23 protein-coding genes and 1 riboswitch are annotated in these 25,407 nt (G+C 60.7%); of the genes, 13 read left to right on the top strand and 10 right to left on the bottom strand.

Annotated elements, in window-relative coordinates:
• Positions 1-6 precede the first annotated feature (6 nt).
• From ABLV64_RS18215 to ABLV64_RS18225, 3 genes are read left to right on the top strand one after another with little or no spacing between them, the layout of a single operon-like run.
• On the top strand, positions 7-1,164 hold the full coding sequence (locus ABLV64_RS18215; RefSeq protein ID WP_348843015.1) for an ABC transporter permease: 1,158 nt from the start codon (positions 7-9) through the stop codon (positions 1,162-1,164).
• Entirely contained in the window at positions 1,157-2,104 is a 948-nt protein-coding gene (locus tag ABLV64_RS18220) for an ABC transporter ATP-binding protein (RefSeq protein WP_017899338.1), read from the top strand. Before ABLV64_RS18215 ends, ABLV64_RS18220 begins: the two co-directional genes overlap by 8 nt.
• Positions 2,088-2,825 (top strand): ABC transporter permease, encoded by a 738-nt coding sequence (locus tag ABLV64_RS18225; RefSeq protein WP_004201597.1) that lies wholly within the window; start codon positions 2,088-2,090, stop codon positions 2,823-2,825. The genes ABLV64_RS18220 and ABLV64_RS18225 overlap by 17 nt, the downstream gene beginning before the upstream one ends.
• On the opposite strand, the gene ABLV64_RS18230 is transcribed toward ABLV64_RS18225, so the two are convergent.
• Positions 2,800-2,913 carry a protein YohO gene (locus tag ABLV64_RS18230; protein WP_002912762.1) on the bottom strand — a complete coding sequence of 38 codons (114 nt, stop codon included), beginning with the start codon at positions 2,911-2,913 and terminating at the stop codon, positions 2,800-2,802. The genes ABLV64_RS18225 and ABLV64_RS18230 overlap by 26 nt on opposite strands.
• Before the next feature lie 229 nt (positions 2,914-3,142).
• Here ABLV64_RS18230 and ABLV64_RS18235 point away from each other — a divergent pair, with 229 nt between their 5' ends.
• From ABLV64_RS18235 to ABLV64_RS18245, 3 genes are read left to right on the top strand one after another with little or no spacing between them, the layout of a single operon-like run.
• The gene (locus tag ABLV64_RS18235) at positions 3,143-4,831 is read left to right on the top strand and encodes a sensor histidine kinase (RefSeq protein ID WP_004201596.1); all 1,689 of its coding nucleotides are present in this window, start codon (positions 3,143-3,145) and stop codon (positions 4,829-4,831) included.
• On the top strand, positions 4,825-5,544 hold the full coding sequence (gene btsR, locus ABLV64_RS18240) for a two-component system response regulator BtsR (RefSeq protein WP_149796341.1): 720 nt from the start codon (positions 4,825-4,827) through the stop codon (positions 5,542-5,544). Before ABLV64_RS18235 ends, btsR begins: the two co-directional genes overlap by 7 nt.
• Positions 5,545-5,591: 47 nt before the next feature.
• Complete coding sequence (locus tag ABLV64_RS18245; protein WP_017899341.1) at positions 5,592-6,062, top strand: DUF1456 family protein; 471 nt, start codon at positions 5,592-5,594, stop codon at positions 6,060-6,062.
• Between the two features lie 109 nt (positions 6,063-6,171).
• On the opposite strand, the gene metG is transcribed toward ABLV64_RS18245, so the two are convergent.
• Positions 6,172-8,205, bottom strand: coding sequence for a methionine--tRNA ligase (gene metG / locus ABLV64_RS18250; protein ID WP_348843049.1), 2,034 nt, complete (start codon positions 8,203-8,205; stop codon positions 6,172-6,174).
• Positions 8,206-8,358: 153 nt separating this feature from the next.
• Here metG and apbC point away from each other — a divergent pair, with 153 nt between their 5' ends.
• On the top strand, positions 8,359-9,468 hold the full coding sequence (gene apbC, locus ABLV64_RS18255) for an iron-sulfur cluster carrier protein ApbC (RefSeq protein WP_062914156.1): 1,110 nt from the start codon (positions 8,359-8,361) through the stop codon (positions 9,466-9,468).
• Here the strand turns inward: apbC and ABLV64_RS18260 are convergent.
• Both ABLV64_RS18260 and ABLV64_RS18265 read right to left on the bottom strand, forming a co-directional pair.
• Complete coding sequence (locus tag ABLV64_RS18260; protein WP_032425762.1) at positions 9,465-9,911, bottom strand: GNAT family N-acetyltransferase; 447 nt, start codon at positions 9,909-9,911, stop codon at positions 9,465-9,467. The genes apbC and ABLV64_RS18260 overlap by 4 nt on opposite strands.
• The gene (locus tag ABLV64_RS18265; RefSeq protein ID WP_004201590.1) at positions 9,901-10,218 is read right to left on the bottom strand and encodes an RcnB family protein; all 318 of its coding nucleotides are present in this window, start codon (positions 10,216-10,218) and stop codon (positions 9,901-9,903) included. The genes ABLV64_RS18260 and ABLV64_RS18265 overlap by 11 nt, the downstream gene beginning before the upstream one ends.
• Before the next feature lie 183 nt (positions 10,219-10,401).
• Between ABLV64_RS18265 and ABLV64_RS18270 the strand changes: the two genes are divergently transcribed.
• On the top strand, positions 10,402-11,301 hold the full coding sequence (locus ABLV64_RS18270; RefSeq protein WP_004201589.1) for a LysR family transcriptional regulator: 900 nt from the start codon (positions 10,402-10,404) through the stop codon (positions 11,299-11,301).
• Here the strand turns inward: ABLV64_RS18270 and ABLV64_RS18275 are convergent.
• Positions 11,291-12,634, bottom strand: coding sequence for an NCS2 family permease (locus ABLV64_RS18275; RefSeq protein WP_004201588.1), 1,344 nt, complete (start codon positions 12,632-12,634; stop codon positions 11,291-11,293). The two genes, ABLV64_RS18270 and ABLV64_RS18275, sit on opposite strands and share 11 nt — an antisense overlap.
• Positions 12,635-12,636: 2 nt before the next feature.
• On the bottom strand, positions 12,637-14,448 hold the full coding sequence (locus ABLV64_RS18280) for an adenine deaminase C-terminal domain-containing protein (RefSeq protein WP_048295199.1): 1,812 nt from the start codon (positions 14,446-14,448) through the stop codon (positions 12,637-12,639).
• Between the two features lie 120 nt (positions 14,449-14,568).
• Between ABLV64_RS18280 and ABLV64_RS18285 the strand changes: the two genes are divergently transcribed.
• Positions 14,569-15,483, top strand: coding sequence for a LysR family transcriptional regulator (locus ABLV64_RS18285; protein ID WP_135690244.1), 915 nt, complete (start codon positions 14,569-14,571; stop codon positions 15,481-15,483).
• Here ABLV64_RS18285 and ABLV64_RS18290 read toward each other — a convergent pair.
• Positions 15,480-15,902 carry a universal stress protein gene (locus ABLV64_RS18290; protein ID WP_023290412.1) on the bottom strand — a complete coding sequence of 141 codons (423 nt, stop codon included), beginning with the start codon at positions 15,900-15,902 and terminating at the stop codon, positions 15,480-15,482. The genes ABLV64_RS18285 and ABLV64_RS18290 overlap by 4 nt on opposite strands.
• A 140-nt stretch (positions 15,903-16,042) precedes the next feature.
• A complete protein-coding gene (locus tag ABLV64_RS18295) occupies positions 16,043-18,019 on the bottom strand; it encodes an alkyl sulfatase dimerization domain-containing protein (RefSeq protein WP_348843048.1) in 1,977 nt (658 codons plus the stop codon).
• A gap of 203 nt (positions 18,020-18,222) precedes the next feature.
• Between ABLV64_RS18295 and ABLV64_RS18300 the strand changes: the two genes are divergently transcribed.
• Entirely contained in the window at positions 18,223-18,858 is a 636-nt protein-coding gene (locus ABLV64_RS18300) for a helix-turn-helix domain-containing protein (RefSeq protein ID WP_080828050.1), read from the top strand.
• 67 nt (positions 18,859-18,925) lie between these two features.
• Here the strand turns inward: ABLV64_RS18300 and ABLV64_RS18305 are convergent, their stop codons facing one another.
• Entirely contained in the window at positions 18,926-20,902 is a 1,977-nt protein-coding gene (locus ABLV64_RS18305; RefSeq protein ID WP_032456389.1) for an alkyl sulfatase dimerization domain-containing protein, read from the bottom strand.
• A gap of 230 nt (positions 20,903-21,132) precedes the next feature.
• Positions 21,133-21,230, top strand: a riboswitch (TPP riboswitch).
• A gap of 34 nt (positions 21,231-21,264) precedes the next feature.
• Here ABLV64_RS18305 and thiM point away from each other — a divergent pair.
• The 3 genes from thiM to fbaB all read left to right on the top strand — a co-directional run bounded on the left by thiM (position 21,265) and on the right by fbaB (position 24,035).
• Positions 21,265-22,038 carry a hydroxyethylthiazole kinase gene (gene thiM / locus ABLV64_RS18310; protein WP_048325135.1) on the top strand — a complete coding sequence of 258 codons (774 nt, stop codon included), beginning with the start codon at positions 21,265-21,267 and terminating at the stop codon, positions 22,036-22,038.
• A complete protein-coding gene (gene thiD / locus ABLV64_RS18315) occupies positions 22,035-22,835 on the top strand; it encodes a bifunctional hydroxymethylpyrimidine kinase/phosphomethylpyrimidine kinase (protein ID WP_009307429.1) in 801 nt (266 codons plus the stop codon). The genes thiM and thiD overlap by 4 nt, the downstream gene beginning before the upstream one ends.
• A gap of 147 nt (positions 22,836-22,982) precedes the next feature.
• Positions 22,983-24,035: a class I fructose-bisphosphate aldolase gene (gene fbaB / locus ABLV64_RS18320; protein ID WP_004201578.1), complete on the top strand. Its 1,053-nt coding sequence runs from the start codon at positions 22,983-22,985 to the stop codon at positions 24,033-24,035.
• A gap of 60 nt (positions 24,036-24,095) precedes the next feature.
• Here fbaB and ABLV64_RS18325 read toward each other — a convergent pair whose 3' ends face one another.
• A complete protein-coding gene (locus ABLV64_RS18325) occupies positions 24,096-25,379 on the bottom strand; it encodes an RbtT/DalT/CsbX family MFS transporter (RefSeq protein ID WP_032456388.1) in 1,284 nt (427 codons plus the stop codon).
• Positions 25,380-25,407: the final 28 nt, after the last annotated feature.

Here is a 25,407-nt window from a genome sequence, read left to right on the forward strand (position 1 = left end):
CCACCGGTGACCATTCGCTGTACTCACCGCGTCGGCCTGCTGCTGACAGGCCTGCTGCTGGTTACGCTGGCGCTGCCGTTTATCACTTACGCGCCGAATCGCTTACTCTCCGGGGAAGGGCGCGGGCTGTGGCAGGTGATGCCCTGGCTCGCCGGCGTTCAGCTGGCGGCAGCCCTCGCCGGGATCCTGCTCTGCTGGCTGCCGGGCAGGGTCGCGCCGCTTCTCCATCTGCTGCTGGCCGAACTGCTCTTCCCGCTGCTTATCTGGGGCAGCGGCCAGGCGGCGCTTGAGCTCTCCCGGCACGGCTCGCCGCTGGCGCGCACCTCGCCCGGCAGCGGCCTGTGGCTGTCGCTGGCGCTCTGCCTGCTGCTGGCCAGCGAGGCCATTCGTCATCTTACCGCCCGGCCGCTATGGCGCTGGCTGCTCAATGCGCAAGTCTGGCTTCTGCCCATCATCCTGCTCGCCGCCGGGGCGCTCGATCAGCTCTCGCTGCTGAAAGAGTATGCCAACCGCCAGGAGGTGTTTGACGACGCTCTGCGCCAGCATCTGCTTCTGCTGTTTGGCACCCTGCTGCCGGGCCTGCTGATCGGCCTGCCGCTGGGGGTATGGCTCTGGCGGCGTCCGCGCTGGCAGGCGCCGGCCTTCACCGTGCTCAATGTGATCCAGACTATCCCGTCGGTGGCGCTGTTCGGCCTGCTGATTGCCCCGCTTGCCGGTGTGGCGCGCTATTTTCCGGCGCTGGGCGAGCTGGGCGTCTCCGGGACCGGCGTGGCGCCGGCCCTGATTGCCCTGACGTTGTATGCGCTGTTGCCGCTGGTGCGCGGGGTGGTGACCGGCCTGCAGCAGGTGCCGCAGGATGCGCTGGAGAGCGCGACGGCGATGGGCATGAGCGCCGGGCAGCGCTTTCGTCAGGTGCAGCTCCCGCTGGCGATGCCGGTGCTGCTGCGCAGCCTGCGGGTGGTCAGCGTGCAAACCGTCGGCATGGCGGTGGCGGCGGCGCTGATCGGCGCCGGCGGCTTTGGCGCGCTGGTATTTCAGGGGCTGCTGAGCAGCGCGCTGGATCTGGTGCTGCTGGGCGTGGTGCCGACCATTGCCCTGGCGGTGGTGGTGGATGCTCTGTTCGCCCTGTGGGGCGCCTGGCTAAAAGGAGAGGCCAATGATTGAGTTTCAAGGGGTCAGCAAAGCGTTTGCCGGCCACCCGGCGGTGAAGGACCTGACCCTGGAGCTGCGCGAAGGCGCATTTTCGGTGCTGGTGGGGACCTCCGGCTCGGGCAAGTCGACGACGCTGAAAATGATCAACCGCCTGCTGGAGCCGGACCGGGGCATGATTCGCTTTGCCGGCGAAGACATCCGCCAGCAGCCGCTCCTGACCCTGCGGCGACGGATGGGCTATGCCATCCAGTCTATCGGCCTGTTTCCCCACTGGACGGTGGCGCAGAATATCGCCACCGTGCCGCAGCTGCAAAAATGGCCGCGGGCGAGGATCGCCGACCGGGTCGACGAGCTGATGGCGCTGCTGGGGCTGGAGGCGACGCTGCGCGACCGCTATCCCCATCAGCTTTCCGGCGGCCAACAGCAGCGGGTCGGGGTGGCGCGGGCGCTGGCGGCAGACCCGGAGGTGCTGCTGATGGATGAACCCTTCGGCGCCCTCGACCCGGTGACCCGCGAGGCGCTGCAGCAGGAGATGCTGCGCATTCACCGCCTGCTGGGGCGAACCATTGTCCTGGTGACCCATGATATTGACGAAGCGCTGCGTCTGGCGGACCACCTGGTGCTGATGGACGGTGGCGAGGTGGTCCAGCAGGGGGCGCCGCTGGCGATGCTCCTGCGGCCAGAGAATAGCTTTGTGCAGACCTTTTTTGGCCGCAGCGAGCTGGGCGTGCGCCTGCTGTCGCTGCGTGAGGTGCGGGACTATCTGCGCCCCGACGAGCGGCTGGCGGGCGAGGGGCTGATCGTCACCATGACCCTGCGGGAAGCGCTATCGCAGTTTGTCGCCCGGCGCTGCGAGGCGCTGCCGGTGGTGGATGCCGAGGGGCAGCCCTGCGGCACGCTGCATTTTGCCGATCTGCTGCGCCAGGAGGCGAGCCATGAAGGCGCTTCGTGAGCCGTTGTGGTGGCTTATCGCGCTGTTCATCGGCCTGCTGATGGGGCTACCCTACAGCGCGCCGCTGTTCAGCCGGCTGTTTCCGGAGCTGCCGCGGCCGGTTTACCAGCAGGAGAGCTTCTGGGCGCTCACTCTCGATCACGGCTGGCTGGTAGTGGTATCCAGCCTCGCGGCAACCGCCGTCGGGCTGGGGGCAGGGGTGGCGGTTACCCGGCCCGCGGGCAGCGCTTTTCGTCCGCTGGTGGAGACCATCGCCGCTATCGGGCAGACCTTTCCGCCGGTGGCGGTGCTGGCGATGGCGGTACCGGTGCTGGGCTTTGGCTGGCTGCCGGCGCTGATCGCCCTCGCGCTGTATGGCATACTGCCGGTGCTGCAGGGGACGCTGGCCGGGCTGGGATCGATACCGTCGGGCGTGTCAGATGTGGCAGAAGGGATGGGAATGACCGGCTGGCAGCGTCTGTATAAGGTGGAGCTGCCGCTGGCGGCCCCGGTGATCCTGGCGGGGATCCGCACCTCGGTCATCGTCAATATTGGTACCGCGACGATAGCCTCGACGGTGGGGGCCAATACGCTTGGGACGCCGATCATCATCGGCCTGAGCGGGTTTAATACCGCCTATATTGTGCAGGGGGCGCTACTGGTGGCGCTGGCGGCGATCATTGTCGACCGCGCGTTTGAGCGTCTGACCCGCTGGATCAGCCGACACCGCCACGCACAATAAAGGAATAGCCGGCCAGCATTACGCCGCTGATCCCGCCGATGGCCATAAGTAAGAAGAGAGTGACGACCGCGATTTTCGCTGGCTTCATAATAGGCTCCTGATGTTAACAGGGGGATTATACGGTGAAGCGCAGGTGTTAATGAAACATTAATTGCGGTTTAGCGCGCCGCGCCGGGCTTTTTGCCTATTTGGCTGAGCAACGCGCCGCAAAAAAGTGTGATCCTGCCCGTCATTTTTCATTTTTATGCAGGGCTTCAAAGAAAGTTTTCGCCAGTCAGGGTATGGTACGCGCTTTCTGAAATGTGTGGTTTGCGGGTATGTACGAGTTTGATCTGGTGTTGCTGCTGCTTCAGCAGATGTGCGTATTTTTGGTCATCGCGTGGTTGATGAGCAAAACCCGACTGTTTATCCCCCTGATGCAAGTCACTGTTCGCCTGCCGCACAAGCTGCTGTGCTACGTCACCTTCTCCATTTTCTGCATTATGGGGACCTATTTTGGTCTGCATATCGAAGACTCTATCGCCAACACCCGCGCCATCGGCGCCGTGATGGGCGGCCTGCTCGGCGGCCCGGTGGTCGGCGGGCTGGTGGGGCTGACCGGCGGACTGCACCGCTACTCGCTGGGGGGGATGACCGCCTTAAGCTGCATGGTCTCCACCATCGTCGAGGGGCTACTGGGCGGTCTGGTGCACAGCGTGCTGGTCAAACGCGGCCGGCCGGACAAAGTCTTTAGCCCGCTCACCGCCGGGGCGATCACCTTCGTGGCCGAGCTGGTGCAGATGATGATCATTCTGCTGATTGCCCGCCCGTTCCAGGACGCCCTGCATCTGGTGCAGAGCATTGCCGCGCCGATGATGGTGACCAATACCGTCGGTGCGGCGCTGTTTATGCGCATTCTGCTGGACAAGCGGGCGATGTTCGAGAAGTACACCTCCGCTTTTTCCGCCACGGCGCTGAAGGTGGCGGCGTCCACCGAGGGGATCCTGCGTCAGGGGTTCAACGAAGAGAACAGCATGAAGGTGGCCCAGGTGCTTATCCAGGAGCTGGATATCGGCGCGGTGGCGATCACCGATCGCGACAAGCTGCTGGCGTTTACCGGCATCGGCGACGACCACCATCTGCCGGGCAAACCTATCTCCTCGTCGTATACGCAACGGGCGATTGAGACCGGGGAGGTGGTGTATGCCGACGGCAACGAGGTTCCCTACCGCTGCTCGATTCATCCGCACTGTAAGCTGGGATCGACGCTGGTGATCCCCTTACGCGGTGAGAACCAGCGGGTGATCGGCACCATCAAACTGTATGAGGCGAAAAACCGTCTGTTCAGTTCGATCAACCGCACCCTCGGAGAGGGGATTGCTCAGCTGCTGTCGGCGCAGATCCTCGCCGGGCAGTACGAGCGGCAGAAGGCGCTGCTGACGCAATCCGAAATCAAGCTCCTGCATGCCCAGGTTAACCCGCACTTCCTGTTTAACGCGCTCAACACCCTGAAGGCGGTGATCCGTCGCGACAGCGAGCAGGCCGGCCAGCTAGTGCAGTATCTGTCGACCTTCTTTCGCAAGAACCTGAAGCGGCCGACGGAAATCGTCACCCTCGCCGATGAGATAGAGCATGTTAACGCCTATCTGCAGATTGAGAAGGCCCGCTTTCAGGCTAACCTGCAGATCCAGATGGCGGTGCCGGAAGGGCTGGCGCATCACCAGCTGCCGGCCTTTACCCTGCAGCCGATCGTGGAGAACGCCATTAAGCATGGCACATCGCAGCATCTTGGCGTCGGCGAAATTACCATTCGCGCCAGCCAGGACGATCGCTGGCTGCAGCTGGATATCGAAGATAACGCCGGGCTGTACCAGGCCAACCCTCAGGCCAGCGGGCTGGGGATGAATCTGGTGGACAGGCGGCTGCGGGCGCGTTTTGGCGCCGACTGCGGCATCAGCGTCACCTGCGAGCCGGAGCGCTTTACCCGTGTCACCCTACGTCTGCCCCTGGAGGAGAATGCATGCTGAGAGTATTGATCGTCGATGATGAGCCGCTGGCGCGGGAAAACCTGCGTATATTGCTGGAGACACAGCGCGATATCGAGATCGTCGGCGAGTGCGGCAACGCGGTGGAGGCGATTGGCGCGGTACATAAGCTGCGTCCCGACGTGTTGTTTCTCGACATCCAGATGCCGCGCATCAGCGGTCTGGAGATGGTCGGGATGCTCGACCCGGAGCATCGCCCCTATATTGTGTTTCTCACCGCCTTTGATGAATACGCGGTGAAAGCCTTTGAGGAGCATGCTTTTGACTATCTGCTCAAGCCGATTGAAGCTGCGCGGCTGGAGAAAACCCTCGCCCGCCTGTGCCAGGAGCGTAATCTGCAGGATGTGTCGCTGCTGGATGATGCTCAGCAGACGCTGAAATACATACCCTGTACCGGTCACAGCCGTATCTGGCTGCTGCAGATGGAGGATGTAGCCTTCGTCAGCAGCCGGATGAGCGGCATCTACGTGACCGACCGCGAGGGCAAGGAAGGGTTTACCGAGCTGACCCTGCGCACCCTTGAGAGCCGCACGCCGCTGCTGCGCTGCCATCGCCAGTATCTGGTGAATATGGCGCACCTGAAGGAGATTCGCCTGGAGGAGAATGGTCAGGCGGAGCTGCTAATGCGCGCCGGGCAAACGGTGCCGGTGAGCCGACGCTATTTAAAAAGCCTGAAAGAGGCGATTGGCCTGTAAAGCTGCTACACTGCGCCCCATTGCATCATCGACAGTAAAAGGCACTCATGCTCAGTAATGATATTCTTCGTAGCCTGCGCTACACCCTGAAAGTCAATAATAACGATATGGTGCGCATTCTTGCGCTATCCGCTATGGAATCCACCTCCGCCAGCTTCGACACCTGGACCACGAAAGAGGATGAAGAGGGCTTTGTCCGCTGCCCGGACATTATCCTGTCGGGTTTCCTCAACGGCCTTATCTATGACAAGCGCGGCAAAGACGATTCGGCGCCGGAGTTAGCGCTGGAGCGTCGGGTGAATAACAACACGGTGCTGAAAAAGCTACGGATCGCCTTCTCGCTGAAAACGGACGATATTGTGGCGATCATGAGCGAGCAGAAATACCGCGTGTCGGTGCCGGAAGTGACCGCCATGATGCGATCGCCTGACCACAAAAACTACCGCGAGTGCGGCGACCAGTTTCTGCGCAATTTCCTGCGCGGGCTGACCCAGCGGGTGCATCACCCGAAACCGTGATTTTTGCCGGGTGGCGGTTTCGCCTTACCCGGTCTACATAACCCGTAGGCCCGTGCAAGCGCAGCGCCGCCGGGCAAAAAAAAGCCGGATGGTTAATCCGGCTTTTTTATTATTTCACCTGCTGACCCGGCTTGGCGCCGTCGTCAGGGCTTAACAGGAAGATATCCTTCCCGCCAGGGCCGGCGGCCATCACCATCCCTTCCGAGATACCGAAGCGCATTTTGCGCGGCGCCAGGTTGGCGACCATCACCGTCAGGCGGCCAATCAGCGGCTGCGGATCCGGATAAGCGGAGCGGATGCCGGAGAAGACGTTACGTTTCTCGCCGCCCAGATCCAGCGTCAGGCGCAGCAGCTTGTCGGAGCCTTCAACAAATTCCGCGTTCTCAATCAGCGCCACGCGCAGATCGACTTTGGCGAAATCGTCAAAGGTGATGGTGTCCTGAATCGGATCGTCCGCCAGCGGGCCGGTCACTGGCGCAGCTGCGGCTTTCACCTCTTCTTTTGACGCTTCAACCAGGGCTTCGACCTGTTTCATCTCGATGCGGTTGTACAGCGCCTTAAACGGATTGACCTTATGCGCCAGCAGCGGCTGCTGAATGGCGTCCCAGCTCAGCTCGCTGTTGAGGAACGCTTCCGCACGCGCGGCCAGCTGCGGCAGGACCGGTTTCAGCCAGGTCATCAGCACGCGGAACATGTTCAGACCCATGGTGCAGATGGCCTGCAGGTCGGCGTCGCGGCCTTCCTGTTTCGCCACCACCCACGGCGCCTGCTCATCGACATAGCGGTTGGCCACGTCGGCGAGCGCCATGATTTCGCGGATGGCCTTGCCGAACTCGCGGCTGTCCCACGCTTCGCCGATGCTTTCCGCCGCGTCGGTGAAGGTTTTGTACAGCGCCGGGTCGGCCAGCTCAGCGGCCAGCACGCCGTCAAAACGCTTGCTGATAAAGCCGGCGTTGCGCGAGGCGAGGTTAACCACCTTGTTGACGATGTCGGCATTCACGCGCTGGATAAAGTCTTCCAGGTTAAGGTCGATATCATCGATGCGCGAAGAGAGCTTGGCGGTGTAGTAGTAGCGCAGGCTGTCGGCATCAAAGTGTTTCAGCCAGGTGCTGGCCTTGATAAAGGTCCCGCGCGACTTGGACATCTTCGCGCCGTTGACCGTCACGTAGCCGTGCACGAACAGGTTGGTCGGCTTACGGAACTGGCTGCCTTCCAGCATCGCCGGCCAGAACAGGCTGTGGAAGTAGACGATGTCCTTGCCGATAAAGTGATACAGCTCGGCCGTGGAGTCTTTCTTCCAGTATTCGTCGAAGCAGGTGGTGTCGCCGCGCTTGTCGCACAGGTTCTTGAAGGAGCCCATGTAGCCGATCGGCGCGTCCAGCCAGACGTAGAAGTATTTGCCCGGCGCGTTCGGAATTTCGAAGCCGAAGTACGGCGCATCGCGGGAGATGTCCCACTGCTGCAGGCCGGACTCAAACCACTCCTGCATTTTGTTCGCCACCTGCTCCTGCAGCGCGCCGCTGCGGGTCCACGCCTGCAGCATTTCGCTGAATGACGGCAGGTCGAAGAAGAAGTGTTCGGAGTCACGCATCACCGGCGTGGCGCCGGAGACCACCGATTTCGGGTCGATAAGCTCGGTAGGGCTGTAAGTCGCGCCGCACACTTCGCAGTTATCGCCGTACTGGTCTGGAGATTTACACTTCGGACAGGTGCCTTTCACAAAACGGTCCGGCAGGAACATGCCTTTTTCCGGATCGTAGAGCTGAGAGATGGTACGGTTTTTGATAAAACCGTTCTCTTTCAGACGAGTGTAGATCAGCTCCGACAGCTCGCGGTTCTCATCGCTATGCGTCGAGTGATAGTTATCGTAGCTGATGTCGAAGCCGGCAAAATCGGTCTGATGCTCCTGGCTCATCTCACCAATCATCTGCTCCGGAGTGATACCGAGCTGTTGCGCCTTGAGCATAATCGGCGTGCCGTGGGCGTCGTCGGCGCAGATGAAGTTGACTTCATGGCCGCGCATTCGCTGGTAACGGACCCAGACATCAGCCTGGATGTGCTCCAGCATGTGGCCGAGGTGGATGGAGCCGTTGGCGTACGGCAGGGCGCACGTTACCAGAATTTTCTTCGCGACTTGAGTCATAGTGAGCATTACATCTTCTGTTGTAAAAAGGGCTTCCGATATTACCAAAAGGGCTGTGGGTGCGCCATAAATGGCTGCCCATATATGGATAATCCTTACCTGTGATAAACTCTGTGATTACTGAAAGCATCTCAAAACAACAAAGGAGTCGGGATGAATTCGCAATCCCAGGCCAAATCCCCCGAGCGCCTACGTGCGATGGTCGCCGGGACGCTGGCCAATTTCCAGCACCCAACCCTGAAGCATAACCTCACCACCCTCAAGGCGCTGCACCATGTCGCCTGGCTGGATGATACCATTCATATTGAGCTGCAGATGCCGTTCGTCTGGAGCAGCGCCTTCGAAGCGCTGAAAGAGCAGTGTAGCGCCGAGCTGCTGCGCATCACTGGCGCGAAGGCTATCGACTGGAAGCTGACCCACAGCATCGCCACCCTCAAGCGCGTGAAAAACCAGCCCGGGATCAACGGCGTGAAGAACATTATCGCCATCAGCTCCGGGAAAGGCGGCGTCGGTAAATCCTCCACGGCGGTAAACCTGGCGCTGGCACTCGCCGCGGAAGGGGCGAAGGTGGGCATTCTGGATGCCGATATCTATGGCCCGTCGATTCCCACCATGCTTGGCGCGGAAGACAGCCGCCCGACCTCGCCGGACGGCACCCATATGGCGCCGATCATGAAGTACGGGCTGGCCACCAATTCCATCGGCTACCTGGTGACTGACGACAACGCCATGGTCTGGCGCGGCCCGATGGCCAGCAAGGCGCTGATGCAGATGCTGCAGGAGACCCTGTGGCCGGATCTGGATTACCTGGTGCTGGATATGCCGCCGGGCACTGGCGACATTCAACTGACGCTGGCGCAGAACATTCCGGTCACCGGCGCGGTGGTGGTCACCACGCCGCAGGACATCGCGCTGATCGACGCCAAAAAGGGCATCGTGATGTTCGAGAAAGTGGAAGTGCCAGTGCTGGGGATCGTGGAAAACATGAGCATGCATATCTGCAGCAACTGCGGGCACCACGAGCCGATCTTCGGCACCGGCGGCGCGCAAAAACTGGCCGAGAAATACCACACCCAGCTGCTAGGCCAGCTGCCGCTGCATATTACGCTGCGGGAAGATCTGGATAACGGCACGCCGACGGTGGTGGCGCGTCCGGACAGCGAATTTACCGACATTTACCGCCAGCTGGCGGGCCGGGTGGCGGCCCAGATGTACTGGCAGGGAGAAGTGATCCCGGGTGAGATTGCCTTCCGCGCCGTTTAAGGCCGCGGCGAGCGCATCAGCCAGTATCTGCCCTCGGGCGAGGCGCCCTGTGCTTCGATGGTCCAGCCGTGACGCTGGTAGAAGCGCAGGGCGTTTTTATTTTCCATCAGGCACTTCAGCGTCCCGCTGGCGGTAAAGGTCCGTTCGACCTGCGCCAGCAGCGCGCTGCCGATATGTTTGCCCTGCCAGTCCGGGTCGACGAACAGATGGTGAAGGAAATTATCGGCGGTCCATACGGCGGCAAAGCCCACCGGCAGGCCGTCGCATTCCGCGACCCACAGCTGTTCATCCGCGGTGGCGGCATCGAAATCTTCCAGCCGCCACGTCGTGGAGGGAAGCCAGGTCCACGACACACTGCGCGCCCGCAGGAAGAGCTGGCGCAGCGCCGGAGAGTCCGCTGGTTCGCCGGGGCGGATGCGGATATTGAGCGGATCAGCGATGATAGAAGATCTCGCCGTCGTACACCTTGAGGATTTTGCCTTCGGTGTCGGTGATCAGCACGTAGTTACCGCCCATATAGGTCCAGTGGCTGCCGGCGTCCGGCGCGGGCAGATTACGCTGCTGCCAGCCTTTGATGTTGTATTCCGGGGTGAGGTACATCGCCGGAACGGTGTCGCCAATGTGAAACTGGGTGAAGTCGGCGGTGAACTCTTTCAGCGCATACTGATCGATCCCCGCGGCAGAAGCCGTCCAGCTGGCGCCAGCGGTGGCAAGGAGTACGCCCAGAAGCATCATTTTTGTTTTACGCATAATTTCCTCAATATTACCTGGACTCAAAATAGCAGCCTCGTATCATTCCTGATGCGTTGCTGAAATGGCAAGCACTGGATTTTTAAAAAGTGTAAGCAAAACACGGCGCAAGTCCTGCGCCGCTTGCGTTGCAGCGACGGTGATGCGTATTTTGGGAGCAATCTGAAGCAGGGGAGAATCGGCATGTTCAGGCTGGAAGATCTGACCTTATTTGTCCGCGCCGCGGCACTGGGCAGTTTTAGCGACGCCGCGCGCGAGGCGGGGCAGCAGCCGGCGCAGGTGAGCGCGGCGATTAAACGTCTGGAGACGATCCTCAATATTCGCCTGTTCGCCCGCTCGACCCGCAGCCTGCGCCTGACGCCGGAGGGGGAGACCTGGCTGCCGTATGCCACCCAGATGCTCGATACCCTCGAGGCCGGCCTGCAGAAGATCCAGACCCCGGATGATGAAATTCGCGGCATGCTGCAGATTGCCGTGCCGTCAGACCTCGGGCGTAACCTGCTCCTGACCTTGTTCCGCGACTTTCGGCAACGCCATCCGGCGCTGCGCCTGCGGCTGCTCTTTTCCGACCAGCTGACCGACGTGTTTAAAGATCCGGTGGACGTCGCGTTTCGCTATGGAAATAACGATGACGCCTCGTTTATTTCGCTGCCGGTGGCGCCGGAAAATCGTCGGGTGCTGGTGGCCTCCCCAGAGTGGATCGCCCGCCACGGCGAGCCGCAGACCCTTCAGGAGCTCGGCCAGCACAATGCGTTGATCTACATTTTGCGCGGCCGCCCGTTCGACCGCTGGTCACTGAGCCTCGACGGAGAAGTTCAGCAGCAGAAGGTCTCCGGCACGGTGATGAGCGACGACGCGGAGGTGATCCGGCGGCTGGCGGTGGCCGGGGAGGGCATTGCCTATAAATCGATGCTCGACGTCAGCGACGATCTGCGGGCGGGCCGCCTGCGGCGCCTGCTGCCGCGTTACCAGGGGGATATGGTGCCGTTAAACCTGATTTGTCCGCACCGCAAGCAGCTCTCTGCCGCGGTGCGTTTGTTATATGAAGAGGTGAAAGCACATTGTGAAGGGCTTAATGTCTGACTAAGGTCGCGAAGTAGTAGACCAGCGGGACGGCCAGCACCCACAGGCCAATCGGGATTTCCCGCCACTTGCCGGCGATGGCCTTGATCACAATGTAAAACAGCAGCCCGCCGGCGATACCGGTGCCGAAGCTGTTGGCGATGAGGGTGATCATCACCATCATCAGCACCGGCAGGCCGTCGGTGAAGTTGCCGAGATCCACTTTGCGCAGGCCGCTGAACATGTTCAGGCCGATCAGGATCAGCGCCGGGGCGGTGGCCTCCTTCGGGATCATCAGCGCCACCGGCGTGAACAGCAGCATCAGCAGGAACATCACCGCCGCCGACAGCGCGGTGAGGCCGGTTTTGCCGCCGGCTTCCGCTGCCGCCGAGGACTCGATCAGCGCCGTTGCCGCCGGAATCCCCACCCACGGGCCGAGCGCCGCAGCAATCGAATCGACCATAAACGGGCGATTAATCTGCGGCATGTTGCCTTCTTCATCCAGCAGACCTGCCTCGCCGCCCACCGCCAGCGTCGTCCCCATGGTGGAGAAAAACTCAGAAGCGAAAAAGACGAACAGGAACGGCAGGAAGGCGATGTTTAACGCCCCCAGCAGGTCAACCTGTCCCAGCACCGGCGCCAGCGAGTGGGGGACATCGATAAAATGCGTCGGCAGTTTGGTCACGCCGAACGGGATCCCCACCAGGGTAGCGCACAGAATGGCCCACAAAATGGCGCCCGGCACCTTACGCGCCTGCAGGGCTATCGCCAGGAACAGGCCGCACAGCGCCACCAGCGCGCTGGGGGCGAGAAAGTCGCCGAGCATCAGGGCGTTGGTTTTGGCATTGGCGAGCACCAGCCCGGCGTTGCGAAAGCCGAGAACGGCGACAAACAGGCCGATGGAGGCCGTCAGCCCCAGCTTGATCGACTGTGGCACCGAGCGGGTGACCACTTCGCGCAGGCCAAAGCGGGTCAGCAGGAAGAAGAGAACCCCTGACCAGCAGGCGATCCCGAGGCCTGTCTGCCAGCCAATCCCCTCGCTACCTGCCAGCGTGACCCCTACCAGCACCGAGCCGCCAATGCCCGGGCCGACGATAAACGGCAGGTTGGCGTAAAACGCCATCAGCAGCGAACCGACGACGAAGACCAGAATGGTGCCGGTGGTCGCGGCGCCTTTGTCCATCCCGCCGATCGCCAGCAGTCCCGGGATGACCACCAGTAAATAGGCGGCGGCGAGGAAACCGGTGATCCCGGCCAGGCATTCAGTGCGTAGCGTGCCGCCGCGCGAGCGCAGCGCAAAGCGGCGCTCCAGCCAGTTATCGCGGGCGGAAGAGTGAAGTGTGTTATCGGCCATGCTCAGGCTCCCTGAGGATTATTGTTGTGAGGCGTTGGTGCCGGGGTCTCCCGGCAGGCTATCAACGGGTCGACTATCTGGCGGCTGCCGCCGTCGGTGAGACCCAAATCGGTTAAATGCGGCCCGGCGTTACAGGCAAGACAGGTGCCTTCAATAGCCTTGAAGACCCGGTACGGCGGCTCCCAGTCAGCGACTCTGCTGCTCAGATCGCGCAGCTCGCGGAACTGACGCGCCAGCTCGGCGGCCGGCAGATCCGACAGCATGCCGGCAATCGGCATCGCCACATGGGCGAGGATCTCGCCCTGTTGCGCCAGCGCCATCCCGCCGCCGGAGGCGATAAGCTGGTTGGCCGCCAGCGCCATATCCTCAGCATCGCGCCCGAGCACCACCAGATTATGTGAGTCGTGGGAGTAGCTGGTGGCGATGGCGCCGCGCAGCTCGCCCCAGCCTTCAAGCAGGGCGATTTGCGGCGTCGCCTGATGGCGGCCGTGGCGGTGCTTGACCCAGATCAGGCTGAAGCCGGCGGGCAGCTGGACCTGGCCGTCGCGGATCTGCACCTCGACCTCACCCCACTGGGTGAAGCGCGCGCCGCGGATATGGCGCAGGCGGGCGACGCCGTGGCGAATGCCCTTGATGCGCAGGATAAAGTCATCGGCGGCGAGGGGGGCTATCTGTAAGGTATCGCGCGGCGGCGTCACGCCCGGCGCCGGGGCGATCGGCTTCAGCAGGCGGCCGGCATGGGCCAGCCGTTCCCCGCCAACATAGACTTCGCGGGCCGCCAGTTTTTCCAGGGAGTCAAACACCACCAGGTCGGCGCGTCGCCCGGCGGCAATCAGCCCGAGATCGTGGCGCTGCAGACGAATAGCGGCGTTGAGGGTGGCGAAACGCAGCGCGTCGACCGCCGGTAAACCGTGCTCGATCAGCAGGTTGAGCAGGGCAATGATCCCGCCTTTCTCCAGCAGCATATCCGGCGGCACGTCATCGGTGCAGACGGTGATCTGCGAGGAGAGGTGCGGCAGCGTTTTCAACGCCGCGACGATATCCGGCAGCAGATAGGGGTGCGAGCCGCGGATCTCGATCGTCAGTCCGGCGCGCAGTTTTTCCAGCGCGTCGTCCGCCGAGGTCAGTTCATGATCGGAGGTGACGCCGGCGGCGAGGTAGGCCTGCAGGTCGGCGCCGCTCAGGCCGCGGGCGTGGCCTTCAATCAGTTTGCCGCTGTTGAGACCGGCCTGGACAATCTCCTGCATCCGCTCGCTGCCGTGCAGCACGCCGTGCATATCCATCACTTCCGCCACGCCGCGCACTTCCGGCCAGCCGAGCATGGTCTCCATTTCCGCGCCGGCGAAATCGGCGCCGGACATTTCGAGGCCGGGGGTGGAGGGCACGCTCGACGGCGCGGCGACCATCACCTGCAGCGGCAGGTGGCGGCTGGCGTCTACCGCGTAGCGCACGCCCTCGACGCCGAGCACATTGGCCAGCTCATGCGGATCCCAGAACACCGCGGTGGTGCCCTGGGTGAGGACGATTTCGGCGTAGCGCTCAGGTGGCAGATGCGAGCTTTCGAGGTGCACGTGGGTGTCCATCAGGCCGGGCGACAGGTAGCTACCGGCCAGGGAACGCACTTTATGGGCGTCGGCGCGGCTGCCGCGGGGGTGGACGCTGGCGATCATCTCGCCGACGATACCGACGTCAGCGGGGCGAATTTCGCCCGTGGCCATATCGACGATCTGCGCATCGACCAGCAGCAGATCAAACGGGGATTCGCCGCGCGCGGCCTGTACGGCGCGACGGCGGACTTGAGCATTGCTGGACATAACCACTCCGGCACAAGGATAATGCGGATACTCTAGGGGCACAGCAAACGTTTGCCCAGATGAATAAATTTATCACCCGATAAGCTCGGGTTATTGTGCAGGACCACCGTAGCGAACCCGATGATGAACGAACCCTGGCAGCGGCTGCCCGCGCTCTCTCTTAAACAGCTTCAGTATTTCGTCACCCTGGCCCAGCTGCGCCATTTTACCGATACCGCCAGTCGGCTGGCGATTAGCCAGCCGGCGCTGAGCAGCGCCCTGCGGCAGATTGAAACGGTGCTCGGCGGCAAGCTGGTCAACCGCACCGCTTCGGCGGTCACCCTGACTGAGCTGGGGGCGGCGATTTTACCCCACGCCCAGCGGATCCTCAGCGTGGCGCAGGCGGCCTTTTTCGATATGCAGCAGATCGTCGAGGCGGGCGGCGACGGGACGGTGCGCATCGGCCTGGTGCCGTCGGTCAGTTCGCTGCTGTTTCCTCTGCTGCCGCAGACCCTGGCCCAGGCCTTTCCCCGCCTGCGCATTGAATTTCACGATCAGACCAACGATGCGCTTATCCTGGCGCTGCAGCGTGGCGAGATTGATTTCGGCATCGGGGCGATCGACAGCTCACTGCCCGCGGAATTGCTGGTCTATCCGCTGCGCGACGATCCCTTCGTGGCGGTGCTGCACCGCGACGATCCGCTGGCCGCGCAGGCGCATCTGCCGTGGAAACAGCTGGTGGGGCGGGACATTGCCGTGTTCTCGAAGGGCAATATCCAGCGGCTGGTGGCGGCATTAGTGGAGAGCCATCGCCTGACGCTGACCACCCGCTACCAGGTGGACTATATCGAAACCCTGTATGGCCTGGTACGCTCGCGCTTAGCGGTGGCGATACTGCCGGAGCTGTACACCACCCATCTGCAGGACCCGGCGCTCAAGGTCGCCCAGCTGCAGCAGCCGGCGCTGACCCGCACGGTGGCCCTGATGCGCGGGCCGCAGGCGCTGCCGCCGCTTATCGAAGACTGTTTTTCCCTGCTGCAGGCCGCCTTGCGCTAGGGCAGGTGCTTGATCAGCACGTCTATGGTTAAGTGGTTGATGTACTCCAGCGAGTGTGAGGAGAGGACGCCCAGCAGCCGGTTATGGTGTCCGGCAATAATTAAATCGATCTGCCGCTGTCGAACGCAGGTTTCGACATCTTCAAAGCGGCGGGTGGTCACCAGCGAGAGGGTATCCACCGGCAGGGAGACGGTGCAGGCCAGCTCGTTGAGCAGGGCTTTGGCCTGGATCACCTCCTGCGAGACCTGATCGTCGCGCAGGCTGTCGGAAACATAGTTCAGCGCCCGGTAGTCGGTGCTGATGTGGGCGATAGTGATGCGCATGCCGTTCTCTTCCGCCATTCTGGCGGCATGCTCGAGCAGCGGGACGCCGTCCTGACTGCTGTTAATCAGTACCAGCGCATGGTGATAAAGCGCCATAAATACCTCCGCGCATAAAGTTGTCCTCAGCGTATTTTGAGCCGCTGGCGGGGGGATGGCAAACCCTCGGGCGCGTTTGCCTGAAGATAACGCCCCCCCGCGGCCTGACGGGCGGCGGGGGAGCGTTCGGCGCGTTGCGCTTACGGGGTGACGATGTTGAACCAGAAGGCAAAGGTGTCCATGTAGCTCAGCATTTCGTCGAGCTTAGCGCCATTGCCGCTAATGTTAACCTCGCCGTTAGCCTGAGCTTGCTGCAGCGTCTCCTGTTTCAGGATGATCTTATTCAGGGTGTCGCGGCTGAGCGAGATGCTGGCGTCAGCGTTGTCGGCTACCGCATTGGCGGTATGGTTAAGCACGCCGTTTTCCAGCTCCAGTTTGTACTTGCCGCCGTCTTTACCCAGGTCGATGTTAAAGACCGCTTTAGCCGCCCCGGCTTTTTCGCCGTTGAGATGCACCCCGAGGTAATCGAAGAACATTTCCGGCGTCATGGCGCGGACGGTATCCGGGCTGGCGGTGTTCGGCGTCGGCAGTTTCTGCACGCCGTTACGCAGCTCCTGAGCGCCGGTGAGGTAGAAGTTGCGCCAGGTCCCGGCTTCCGCCTGATACCCAAGCTGCTCCAGGGCGTCGGCTTCCAGATGACGCGCCTGCTGATTGTTAGGATCGGCGAAGACGATTTTGCTGGTCACCTGCGCCACCCAGCGGTAGTTCCCCTGCTGGTAGTCGGCTTTGGCTTTCTGCATGATGGCATCGGCGCCGCCCATATATTCCACGAACTTCTTCGCCGCCTGCTCTGGCGGCAGCTCGTCGAGGGTGGCCGGGTTGCCATCGAACCAGCCGAGGTAGAAGACGTAGGTCGCTTTCACATCGTGGCTAACGGAACCGTAGTAGCCGCGGCTGGACCACTGTTTCTCGAGTGAATCCGGCAGCTTGAAGTTGGCGGCGATCTCATCGCGGGTCATGCCCAAATTCGCCATCCGCAGAGTCTGGTCGTTGATATAGCGATACATATCGCGCTGACCTTTCATCAGCTTAACGATATTGTCGTTCCCCCAGGTCGGCCAGTGGTGCTGAGCGATAATCACTTCCGCATCGCTGCCCCAGCGGTCGATGGCGGCGTTGATGTATTTCGACCACGCCAGCGGATCGCGGATTTTGGCGCCGCGCAGCGAGTAAGTGTTGTGCAGGGTATGGGTCACATCCTCTGCCGCCTCGATCATTTTCTTCTCTTTGACATACCACAGCATCTCAGACGGCGCTTCTGAGCCCGGCGCCATCATAAAGTCATAGGTCAGACCGTCGATCACTTCCTGCTGACCGGTATGGGTAATGTAGTTGGTCGGCGGGATCAGCGTGACGGTACCCGCCGAGGTGGTTGTGCCGAGACCGGCGCCAACCTGACCTTTGGCGTCCGGCTTCAGCAGGTTGCCATACATATAGCTGGCGCGGCGGCTCATCGCGGTCCCGGCCATGATATTTTCGGAAACCGCTTCTTCCATAAAGCCGGCCGGGGCGTAAATTTTCACTTTACCGGCTTTGACATCGGCTTCATCCACCACGCCGCGGATACCGCCGTAGTGGTCCACATGGCTGTGGGTAAACAGCACCGCCACCACCGGTTTTTTCGGCCGGTGGGCAAAATAGAGCGCCAGAGCCTCTTTGGCCGGTTCGGCGCTTAGCAGCGGGTCGATGATGGTGATCCCGGTTTTGCCTTCAATAATGGTCATATTGGACAGATCGAGATTACGGATCTGGTAAACGCCGTCGGTGACTTTGAACAGACCGCCGATATTAAGCAACTGTGACTGTCGCCACAGGCTGGGATTGACGGTGTCCGGCGCCTTTTCTCCCTCTTTGACGAAATGATATTTGGCCGGGTCCCAGATAATATTTCCCTGGTCACCTTTGAGCATCGCCGGCGGCAGGGGCGCGATAAATCCCTGATGGGCGTTGTTAAAATCGGTTTTATCCGCAAACGGCAGTTTACGGTATAGCGCCTGGTTCGCCTCCCGCGTGGCCGGTGTGGCATCCTGTTGTTGCGCGGCGGCAAAGGCGGTTATCGACAAAGACGATAACATTCCGGCCAGCGCCAGATTTTTGGCTATCTGTTTTAATTTCATCACTACCTCTCAGGTAATTTATTACGTGGGAATAAAAGCAATATTTCCCGCTTAAAAAGTGAATGGCTTGCGGTTTATTCTAAAGGCTAATATTCCGCTGAATAGTCCCATATGGGACTGGCGCGGCGCCGCCAAAGGATCCTCTCGTCTTTAGCAGGCGAGGACTGCTATACTGTCGCTAACGGCGCAGGCGAGGGCAGAGGATGAATTTCCAGGAAATACATAGTTATTATAAAACGTTAGCCATAGCCGACTTTTTTGCCGATATCCTCGTGGAAGGTGAAGAGGTTATTCTCGCCGCCAGTAAAAAATGGCGTCCGGAGTCAGGATATATTTATTTTTGTACCGAGGGTTCGTTATCAATATTAATGCCGGATAATGGATTGAGTATTGGTAATTCCATTGAGCATATGCCGATTGGCCTGATGGAGCGATATTGCCCGCTGGCGAAATTTGAATATATCGGTAGCGCTCCGGTGACGCTGCGTAAAATTACCTACGCGACCTTCGATCGTCTGTTCATTGATAATCACCCGCAGCGCGTTGAGGCGCTGGCGAAAGTGCTGGTGTTCATGAGTATCTTTACCATCGACCTGCACAATGAACGCCGTCAGGTGACCAGCTATCAGACGATTCGCCCGATGCTGTATCGCTATCTGTATCGGCAGCATACGCATGAGGGTGAAAATGAGGGACTGGCTTTATTTATCATCAGGCGTACCAATCTTTCGCGCACCCATGTGTTTCGCGTGCTGGCGGAATTAAAGGCGGGGGGATATATCACCATGAAACGTGGCAAGCTTATTTCTATCGATCGACCGCTGCCCGCAGAGTACTAAACGTCGCTGAGAAGGTAACAAGGCGGTATTCACCGCCCTGCTACCCACGACGCCCGTCAGCGAATCATTACGGCGTCACGATGTTAAACCAGAAGTCAAACGGGTCCATATAGCCAAGCATTTCATCGAGTTTAGCCCCGTTACCGCTGATTTTCACCTCGCCCTTATCTTCCGCCTGCTTCAGGGTCTCTTCTTTGAGGATGATTTTATTCAGGGTGGCGCGATCCAGCGTCAGGGTGGCATCCGCCTCTTTGGCTTGCGCATTCGCGGTGTGGTTCAGCACGCCGTTTTCCAGCTCCAGCTTATATTGGCCGCCATCACTGCCGAGATCGATATTGAACACCGACTTCGCGTTACCCGCTTTTTCGCCATTGATATGGACCGCCAGATAATCAAAGAACATTTCCGGGGTCATGGCGCGGACGGTGTCCGGGCTGGCGGTGTTCGGGGTCGGGCCTTTTACCACACCGTTACGCAGCTCCTGGGCGCCGGTGAGATAGAAGTTACGCCACGGGCCGGACTCCGCCTGATAGCCTAACTGCTCCAGGGCATCGGCTTCCAGATTACGCGCCTGCTGGTTGTTAGGATCGGCGAAGACGACTTTGCTCACCACCTGGGCCACCCAGCGGTAGTTACCCTGGTCGTAATCCTCTTTCGCTTTCTTCAGGATGGCATCCGCGCCGCCCATGTACTCGACGAACTTCTTCGCCGCTTCTTCCGGCGGCAGTTCGTCAAGGGTGGCCGGGTTGCCGTCGAACCAGCCGAGATACAGCACGTAGGTGGCCTTCACATCGTGGCTGACCGAGCCGTAGTAGCCGCGGTTAGCCCAGGTATTGGCGAGGCCGTCCGGCAGCTTAAAGTTAGCGGCGATTTCATCGCGGGTCAGGCCTTCGTTAGCCATCCGCAGGGTCTGGTCGTTGATGTAACGATAAAGGTCACGCTGACTCTTCAGCAGGTTAACCACGTTCTCGTTGCCCCAGGTTGGCCAGTGGTGCTGGGCCATTATGATCTCAGCCTTATCACCCCAGCGAACGATCGCCTGGTTGATATATTTCGACCACGGCAGCGGCTCACGGATCTTCGCCCCGCGCAGCGAGTAGGTGTTATGCAGAGTGTGGGTGACATCCTCTGCGGATTCGATCAATTTCTTCTCTTCGATATACCACAGCATTTCTGACGGCGCTTCGGAGCCCGGCGCCAGCATAAAGTCGTAGGTCAGGCCGTCGATCACCTCTTTCTGGCCGTCCTTGTCAATAATATTGGTTGGCGCAATCAGGGTGACAGTGCCCGCGGAGGTCGTGGTGCCCAGACCGGCGCCCACCTGGCCTTTGGCGTCCGGTTTCAGCAGGTTGCCGTACATATAGCTGGCGCGGCGGCTCATGACGTTCCCGGCCATGATATTTTCCGCCACTGCGGCTTCCATAAAGCCGGACGGCGCGTAAATTTTCACTTTACCCGCTTTGACGTCGGCTTCGTCAATCACGCCGCGCACGCCGCCGTAGTGGTCAACATGGCTGTGGGTATAGATCACCGCGACGACCGGTTTTTTACCCCGGTTTTTATAGTAGAGATCCATGCCGACTTTGGCGGTTTCAGCCGAGACCAGCGGGTCTACGACGGTGATCCCTTCTTTGCCCTCAATGATTGTCATATTGGAGAGATCAAGATTGCGGATCTGGTAGACCCCGTCGGTGACTTCAAACAGGCCGCTGATGTTGATCAGCTGCGACTGGCGCCACAGGCTCGGGTTCACCGTCTCCGGCGCTTTTTCCCCTTCTTTAATGAAGGCGTACTGGCCCGGATCCCAGATGACATTGCCCTGTTCGCCTTTGATGACCTCTGGCGGCAGGGCGGCAATAAAGCCTTTATGCGCATTGGTGAAATCGGTGTTATCGGAGAAGGGGAGTTGGTTGTAGAGGGCATCGTTTGCTTTTTTGGTCGCTTCGGTCGCCTCTTTGGCTGACGTATCTGCCCAGGCAGCAAAAGCGAGACTACTTAACATACCCGCTAACGCTAACCCTTTCACTATCGGGGTTAATTTCATTGGAATCCTCATTAATGGCATGGTTCGTTCGGTTTTACCGATATAACGCAGGTAACTGTTTGTTACGGATTTTTTAAATATAACCATGCATTAACATTCATCCAGTTTTGCTTACAAAAAATGCGCGTTTTACTTCTTTTGTAGTACTGACGCTGGCGGGAAAAGAAATCAGCCTGGCTTGTGTTACACCGCCACATTTCGTACCCTGCTTCAGGAAAATGTTGTACCGCTTTTATGACTCGGGGTGCCCTTCTTCGTTGAAGGCTGAGAAATACCCGTACCACCTGATCTGGATAATGCCAGCGTAGGGAAGTCAGAGACCGCAGGGTCATTGCTTCTACCTCGTCTGGCGGGAGCAAACCATGCCTGAGCTGCTGAATCCCGCGCCTGTCGCGCACCTGCGCCATCTGCTGCGCGCCCATTCCCCCCTTGTGCACTGCATGACCAATGACGTGGTGCAGACCTTTACCGCCAATGTTCTGCTGGCCGTCGGCGCCTCGCCGGCGATGGTGATCGATCCTCGCGAAGCGGCGCAGTTCGCCGCCATCGCCGATGCGCTGTTAATCAACGTCGGCACCCTGACCGCAGACCGCGCCGTGGCCATGCGCGCCGCAGTGGAGCAGGCCCGCCAGGCCGGCAAGCCCTGGACGCTGGATCCGGTAGCGGTCGGCGCCCTGACCGTGCGCACGGCCTTTTGTCACGAGCTGCTGGCCCTGCAGCCGGCGGCCATTCGCGGCAATGCCTCTGAAATTCTGGCGCTGGCCGGGATGAGCGGCGGCGGGCGCGGGGTGGATACCACCGATACGGCCGCCGCAGCGCTGCCGGCGGCCCAGGCGCTGGCTCGTCAGCTGACCACCGTAGTGGCGGTCACCGGCGAGGTGGACTACGTCACCGACGGCGAGCGGGTGCTCAGCGTGGCGGGCGGCAGTGCGCTGATGACCCGGGTGGTGGGCACCGGCTGCGCGCTGTCGGCGGTGGTGGCGGCGAGCGCGGCGCTGCCGGGCGACCGGCTGGAAAACGTGGCCGCCGCCTGCGGGCTAATGAAGCAGGCCGGGGAAATCGCCGCCCGTCAGGGAGGCCCAGGCAGCTTTATTCCGGCGTTTCTCGACGCGCTGTATCAGGAGGTGCAGGGATGAAACGCATCAACGCCCTGACCATCGCCGGCACCGATCCCAGCGGCGGGGCCGGTATCCAGGCCGATCTGAAAACCTTCTCCGCGCTGGGAGCCTATGGCTGCTCGGCGATCACCGCCCTGGTGGCGCAGAATACCCGCGGCGTGCAGTCGGTCTATCGTATTGAACCGGACTTTGTGGCGGCGCAGCTCGATTCGGTATTCAGCGATGTGCGCATCGATACCACCAAAATCGGCATGCTGGCGGAGACCGATATTGTGGAAGCCGTGGCCGAGCGGCTGGCGCGCTACCGGGTGGCCAATGTGGTGCTGGATACCGTCATGCTGGCGAAAAGCGGCGATCCGCTGCTGTCGGCCTCGGCGGTGGAGACCCTGCGTCAACGATTGTTGCCGCAGGTGTCGCTGATCACTCCAAACCTGCCGGAAGCGGCCGCTCTGCTTGACGCCCCCCATGCGCGCAACGAGCGCGAAATGCTGGAGCAGGGGCGGGCGTTGCTGGCGCTGGGCTGCGGCGCAGTATTAATGAAAGGCGGCCATCTCGACGATGCCGAAAGCCCGGACTGGCTCTTCACCCGCGAAGGGGAACAGCGATTTACCGCGCCGCGAGTGCAGACCAAAAACACCCACGGCACCGGCTGCACGCTCTCCGCCGCGCTGGCGGCGCTTCGCCCGCGTCACGCCGACTGGGCGGCCACCGTTACCGAGGCCAAGGCCTGGCTGTCGGCGGCCCTGGCCCAGGCCGACTCCCTGGAGGTGGGCCACGGCATCGGACCGGTACACCATTTCCACGCCTGGTGGTAAATGGCAGCGTAACGGGACAGCAGAATCTCCTGAAAAAATGCCCTCCCGGCTGGAAAATAGGCTAAGTCGGTACCAGGCTTAACCTGCCCAAAATAATTGGGTTGGGATAATGCATGCCGGCTCCGGCCGGCCTTACGGGAGATTGCTATGACTGATATTACGCAGTTGCTGGGCAAAGATGCCGAGAGCCTTTTGCAGCACCGTTGTATAACCATTCCGGCCGACCAGCTGTATCTGCCTGGCGCAGATTATGTTGATCGGGTTATGGTGGATAACAACCGGCCACCGGCGGTGCTACGCAATATGCAAACCCTGTACAACACCGGACGTCTGGGGGGGACCGGCTACCTTTCCATTCTGCCGGTCGACCAGGGCGTGGAGCACTCGGCGGGGGCCTCCTTCGCCGCCAACCCGCTGTACTTCGATCCGAAAAATATCGTCGAGCTGGCGATCGAAGCCGGCTGTAACTGCGTGGCGTCGACCTACGGCGTGCTGGCCTCGGTGTCGCGCCGTTACGCGCATCGCATTCCTTTCCTGGTGAAGCTCAACCATAACGAAACGCTGAGCTACCCCACCGAGTACGACCAGACCCTCTACGCCAGCGTTGAGCAGGCGTTCAATATGGGGGCGGTGGCCGTGGGCGCGACGATCTATTTCGGCTCGGAACAATCGCGTCGTCAGATAGAAGAGATCTCCGCTGCCTTTGAGCGGGCGCATGAGCTGGGCCTGGTCACCGTGCTGTGGGCCTATCTGCGCAATTCGGCTTTCAAGAAAGACGGTGTCGACTATCATGTTTCCGCTGACCTGACCGGTCAGGCCAACCACCTGGCGGCCACCATCGGCGCCGATATCGTTAAGCAGAAAATGGCGGAGAATAACGGCGGCTACAAAGCGGTTAACTTCGGCTATACCGACGACCGGGTGTACAGCAAACTGACCAGCGATAACCCTATCGATCTGGTGCGCTACCAGCTGGCCAACTGCTATATGGGCCGCGCCGGGCTGATTAACTCCGGCGGCGCGGCGGGCGGGGAGACCGACCTTGCCGACGCGGTGCGCACGGCGGTGATCAATAAACGCGCCGGCGGCATGGGGCTGATCCTTGGCCGTAAAGCGTTTAAGAAATCGATGGCCGACGGCGTGAAGCTGATCAATGCCGTGCAGGATGTCTACCTCGACGGCAAAGTCACCATCGCCTAAGGCGAAAATCCGGGCGTTACCGCCCGGATTGCTCGTTGTTCCTACCTGATGTCGGGTTTATTAAGACTCCGCCGCGTTGGCGGTAAACGGTTTTGCACTCTGAGCACTGGCAAAGCCAGGCTGTTCAACGCGGATTAACGGGCACAGGAAGAAGGCCAGAATATATAAGGCGGTATAGGCAATCACCACCCCGATGGTGCTGAAATAGGGCAGCAGCACTACGGCGATCGCCGGCGCCAGAAAGTTCGACAGCCCGGCTGACAGGTTATAGACCGAAATCGCCGCGCCTTTATGGTTCGGCTCCAGCGCCGGGAACACCGCCGCCATCGGCACGAATGCGGCGACGAAAATACCCAGGGCAATAGCCGGCACCAGCGCCATCGCAAAGCTGTGGCCAAAGTGCTGAGGGATGTAGTAAAACGCCAGGCTGGAGAACGCCATCCCGATGCAGCCGAACCAGCGAATCACCTTCATCCAGCCCATTTTCTCCGCCACGATCCCCCAGAAAACGTTCGAAAAGATAGTGGTGAAGAAGAAGGCCGCCCACACCTGGAGCCACTCCGAGGTGGTAAAGCCCAGCTCATCAACGAACATCATCGGCATAATCACCGCAAAACCAAACAGCGACAGGGTGTTAATAATGCGCACAATGCTCGAGAACAGGATGCTGCGGTTGGTATAGAGCAGCGTCGCGGCGCGCCCCAGTTCGGCGAGTTTTTCGCGAGTGGTCAGGTTCTGCATATGGCGCGGCGTTTCGGTATGACGCATCGACACCAGCGCAATGATGCCGCCGGTGGCGCAAAAGACCAGCGCCAGCCACAGGGTCCCCATTTCGCCAATGTGGGGAATGGTGAAACTCGGAATATAGCTGCCGAACACGCCGATGCCCACGGAGTAGACCGCCCAGAACCAGCCCAGCGCAGAGCTGGAACTGTCGCTGCGAACGTTGTGGATAATGGCGACGATAAATGAGTAGAGGAACAGCGGGTAGGCCAGGCCGCGGATGCCATAAAACAGCAGGATCAGCGCATAGTTGGCGCGACCGAGGCCGAAGACGAGGAACAGTACATGGAATACGCACCACAGCACGAAGCCGATCATCATGGCCTTGCGTGGGGTGATGATCTCCGCCACCACGCCGGAGACCCACGCCGACAGGGCGGCGGCCAGACCGTATAGCGTAAAGGCAAATGAAGCCTGCGCCGGGGTGAATCCGAGTGCTTTGATGTAGTGCGACAGAAAAGCCAGCTCAAAGCCGTCGCCGGTCATAAACACGGCGATGGCGACATATCCCCAGATGAGGTTGAGCGGTAGACCGTACCACTGTTTGTTATTAACGGACATGTTGACCTCGATTTCAGAGTGCAGATGA

The sequence above is a fragment of the Klebsiella sp. JB_Kp031 genome (assembly GCF_040064295.1).
GTDB classification, from domain to species: Bacteria; Pseudomonadota; Gammaproteobacteria; order Enterobacterales; family Enterobacteriaceae; genus Klebsiella; species Klebsiella quasipneumoniae.

Coding starts and splice junctions, on each gene's coding strand:
- ABLV64_RS18220 (WP_017899338.1), top strand. CDS start 1,157: ATGATTGAGTTTCAAGGGGTCAGCAAAGCGTTTGCCGGCCACCCGGCG.
- ABLV64_RS18225 (WP_004201597.1), top strand. CDS start 2,088: ATGAAGGCGCTTCGTGAGCCGTTGTGGTGGCTTATCGCGCTGTTCATC.
- ABLV64_RS18230 (WP_002912762.1), bottom strand. CDS start 2,913: ATGAAGCCAGCGAAAATCGCGGTCGTCACTCTCTTCTTACTTATGGCC.
- ABLV64_RS18235 (WP_004201596.1), top strand. CDS start 3,143: ATGTACGAGTTTGATCTGGTGTTGCTGCTGCTTCAGCAGATGTGCGTA.
- btsR (WP_149796341.1), top strand. CDS start 4,825: ATGCTGAGAGTATTGATCGTCGATGATGAGCCGCTGGCGCGGGAAAAC.
- ABLV64_RS18245 (WP_017899341.1), top strand. CDS start 5,592: ATGCTCAGTAATGATATTCTTCGTAGCCTGCGCTACACCCTGAAAGTC.
- metG (WP_348843049.1), bottom strand. CDS start 8,205: ATGACTCAAGTCGCGAAGAAAATTCTGGTAACGTGCGCCCTGCCGTAC.
- apbC (WP_062914156.1), top strand. CDS start 8,359: ATGAATTCGCAATCCCAGGCCAAATCCCCCGAGCGCCTACGTGCGATG.
- ABLV64_RS18265 (WP_004201590.1), bottom strand. CDS start 10,218: ATGCGTAAAACAAAAATGATGCTTCTGGGCGTACTCCTTGCCACCGCT.
- ABLV64_RS18270 (WP_004201589.1), top strand. CDS start 10,402: ATGTTCAGGCTGGAAGATCTGACCTTATTTGTCCGCGCCGCGGCACTG.
- ABLV64_RS18275 (WP_004201588.1), bottom strand. CDS start 12,634: ATGGCCGATAACACACTTCACTCTTCCGCCCGCGATAACTGGCTGGAG.
- ABLV64_RS18280 (WP_048295199.1), bottom strand. CDS start 14,448: ATGTCCAGCAATGCTCAAGTCCGCCGTCGCGCCGTACAGGCCGCGCGC.
- ABLV64_RS18285 (WP_135690244.1), top strand. CDS start 14,569: ATGATGAACGAACCCTGGCAGCGGCTGCCCGCGCTCTCTCTTAAACAG.
- ABLV64_RS18290 (WP_023290412.1), bottom strand. CDS start 15,902: ATGGCGCTTTATCACCATGCGCTGGTACTGATTAACAGCAGTCAGGAC.
- ABLV64_RS18295 (WP_348843048.1), bottom strand. CDS start 18,019: ATGAAATTAAAACAGATAGCCAAAAATCTGGCGCTGGCCGGAATGTTA.
- ABLV64_RS18300 (WP_080828050.1), top strand. CDS start 18,223: ATGAATTTCCAGGAAATACATAGTTATTATAAAACGTTAGCCATAGCC.
- ABLV64_RS18305 (WP_032456389.1), bottom strand. CDS start 20,902: ATGAAATTAACCCCGATAGTGAAAGGGTTAGCGTTAGCGGGTATGTTA.
- thiM (WP_048325135.1), top strand. CDS start 21,265: ATGCCTGAGCTGCTGAATCCCGCGCCTGTCGCGCACCTGCGCCATCTG.
- thiD (WP_009307429.1), top strand. CDS start 22,035: ATGAAACGCATCAACGCCCTGACCATCGCCGGCACCGATCCCAGCGGC.
- fbaB (WP_004201578.1), top strand. CDS start 22,983: ATGACTGATATTACGCAGTTGCTGGGCAAAGATGCCGAGAGCCTTTTG.
- ABLV64_RS18325 (WP_032456388.1), bottom strand. CDS start 25,379: ATGTCCGTTAATAACAAACAGTGGTACGGTCTACCGCTCAACCTCATC.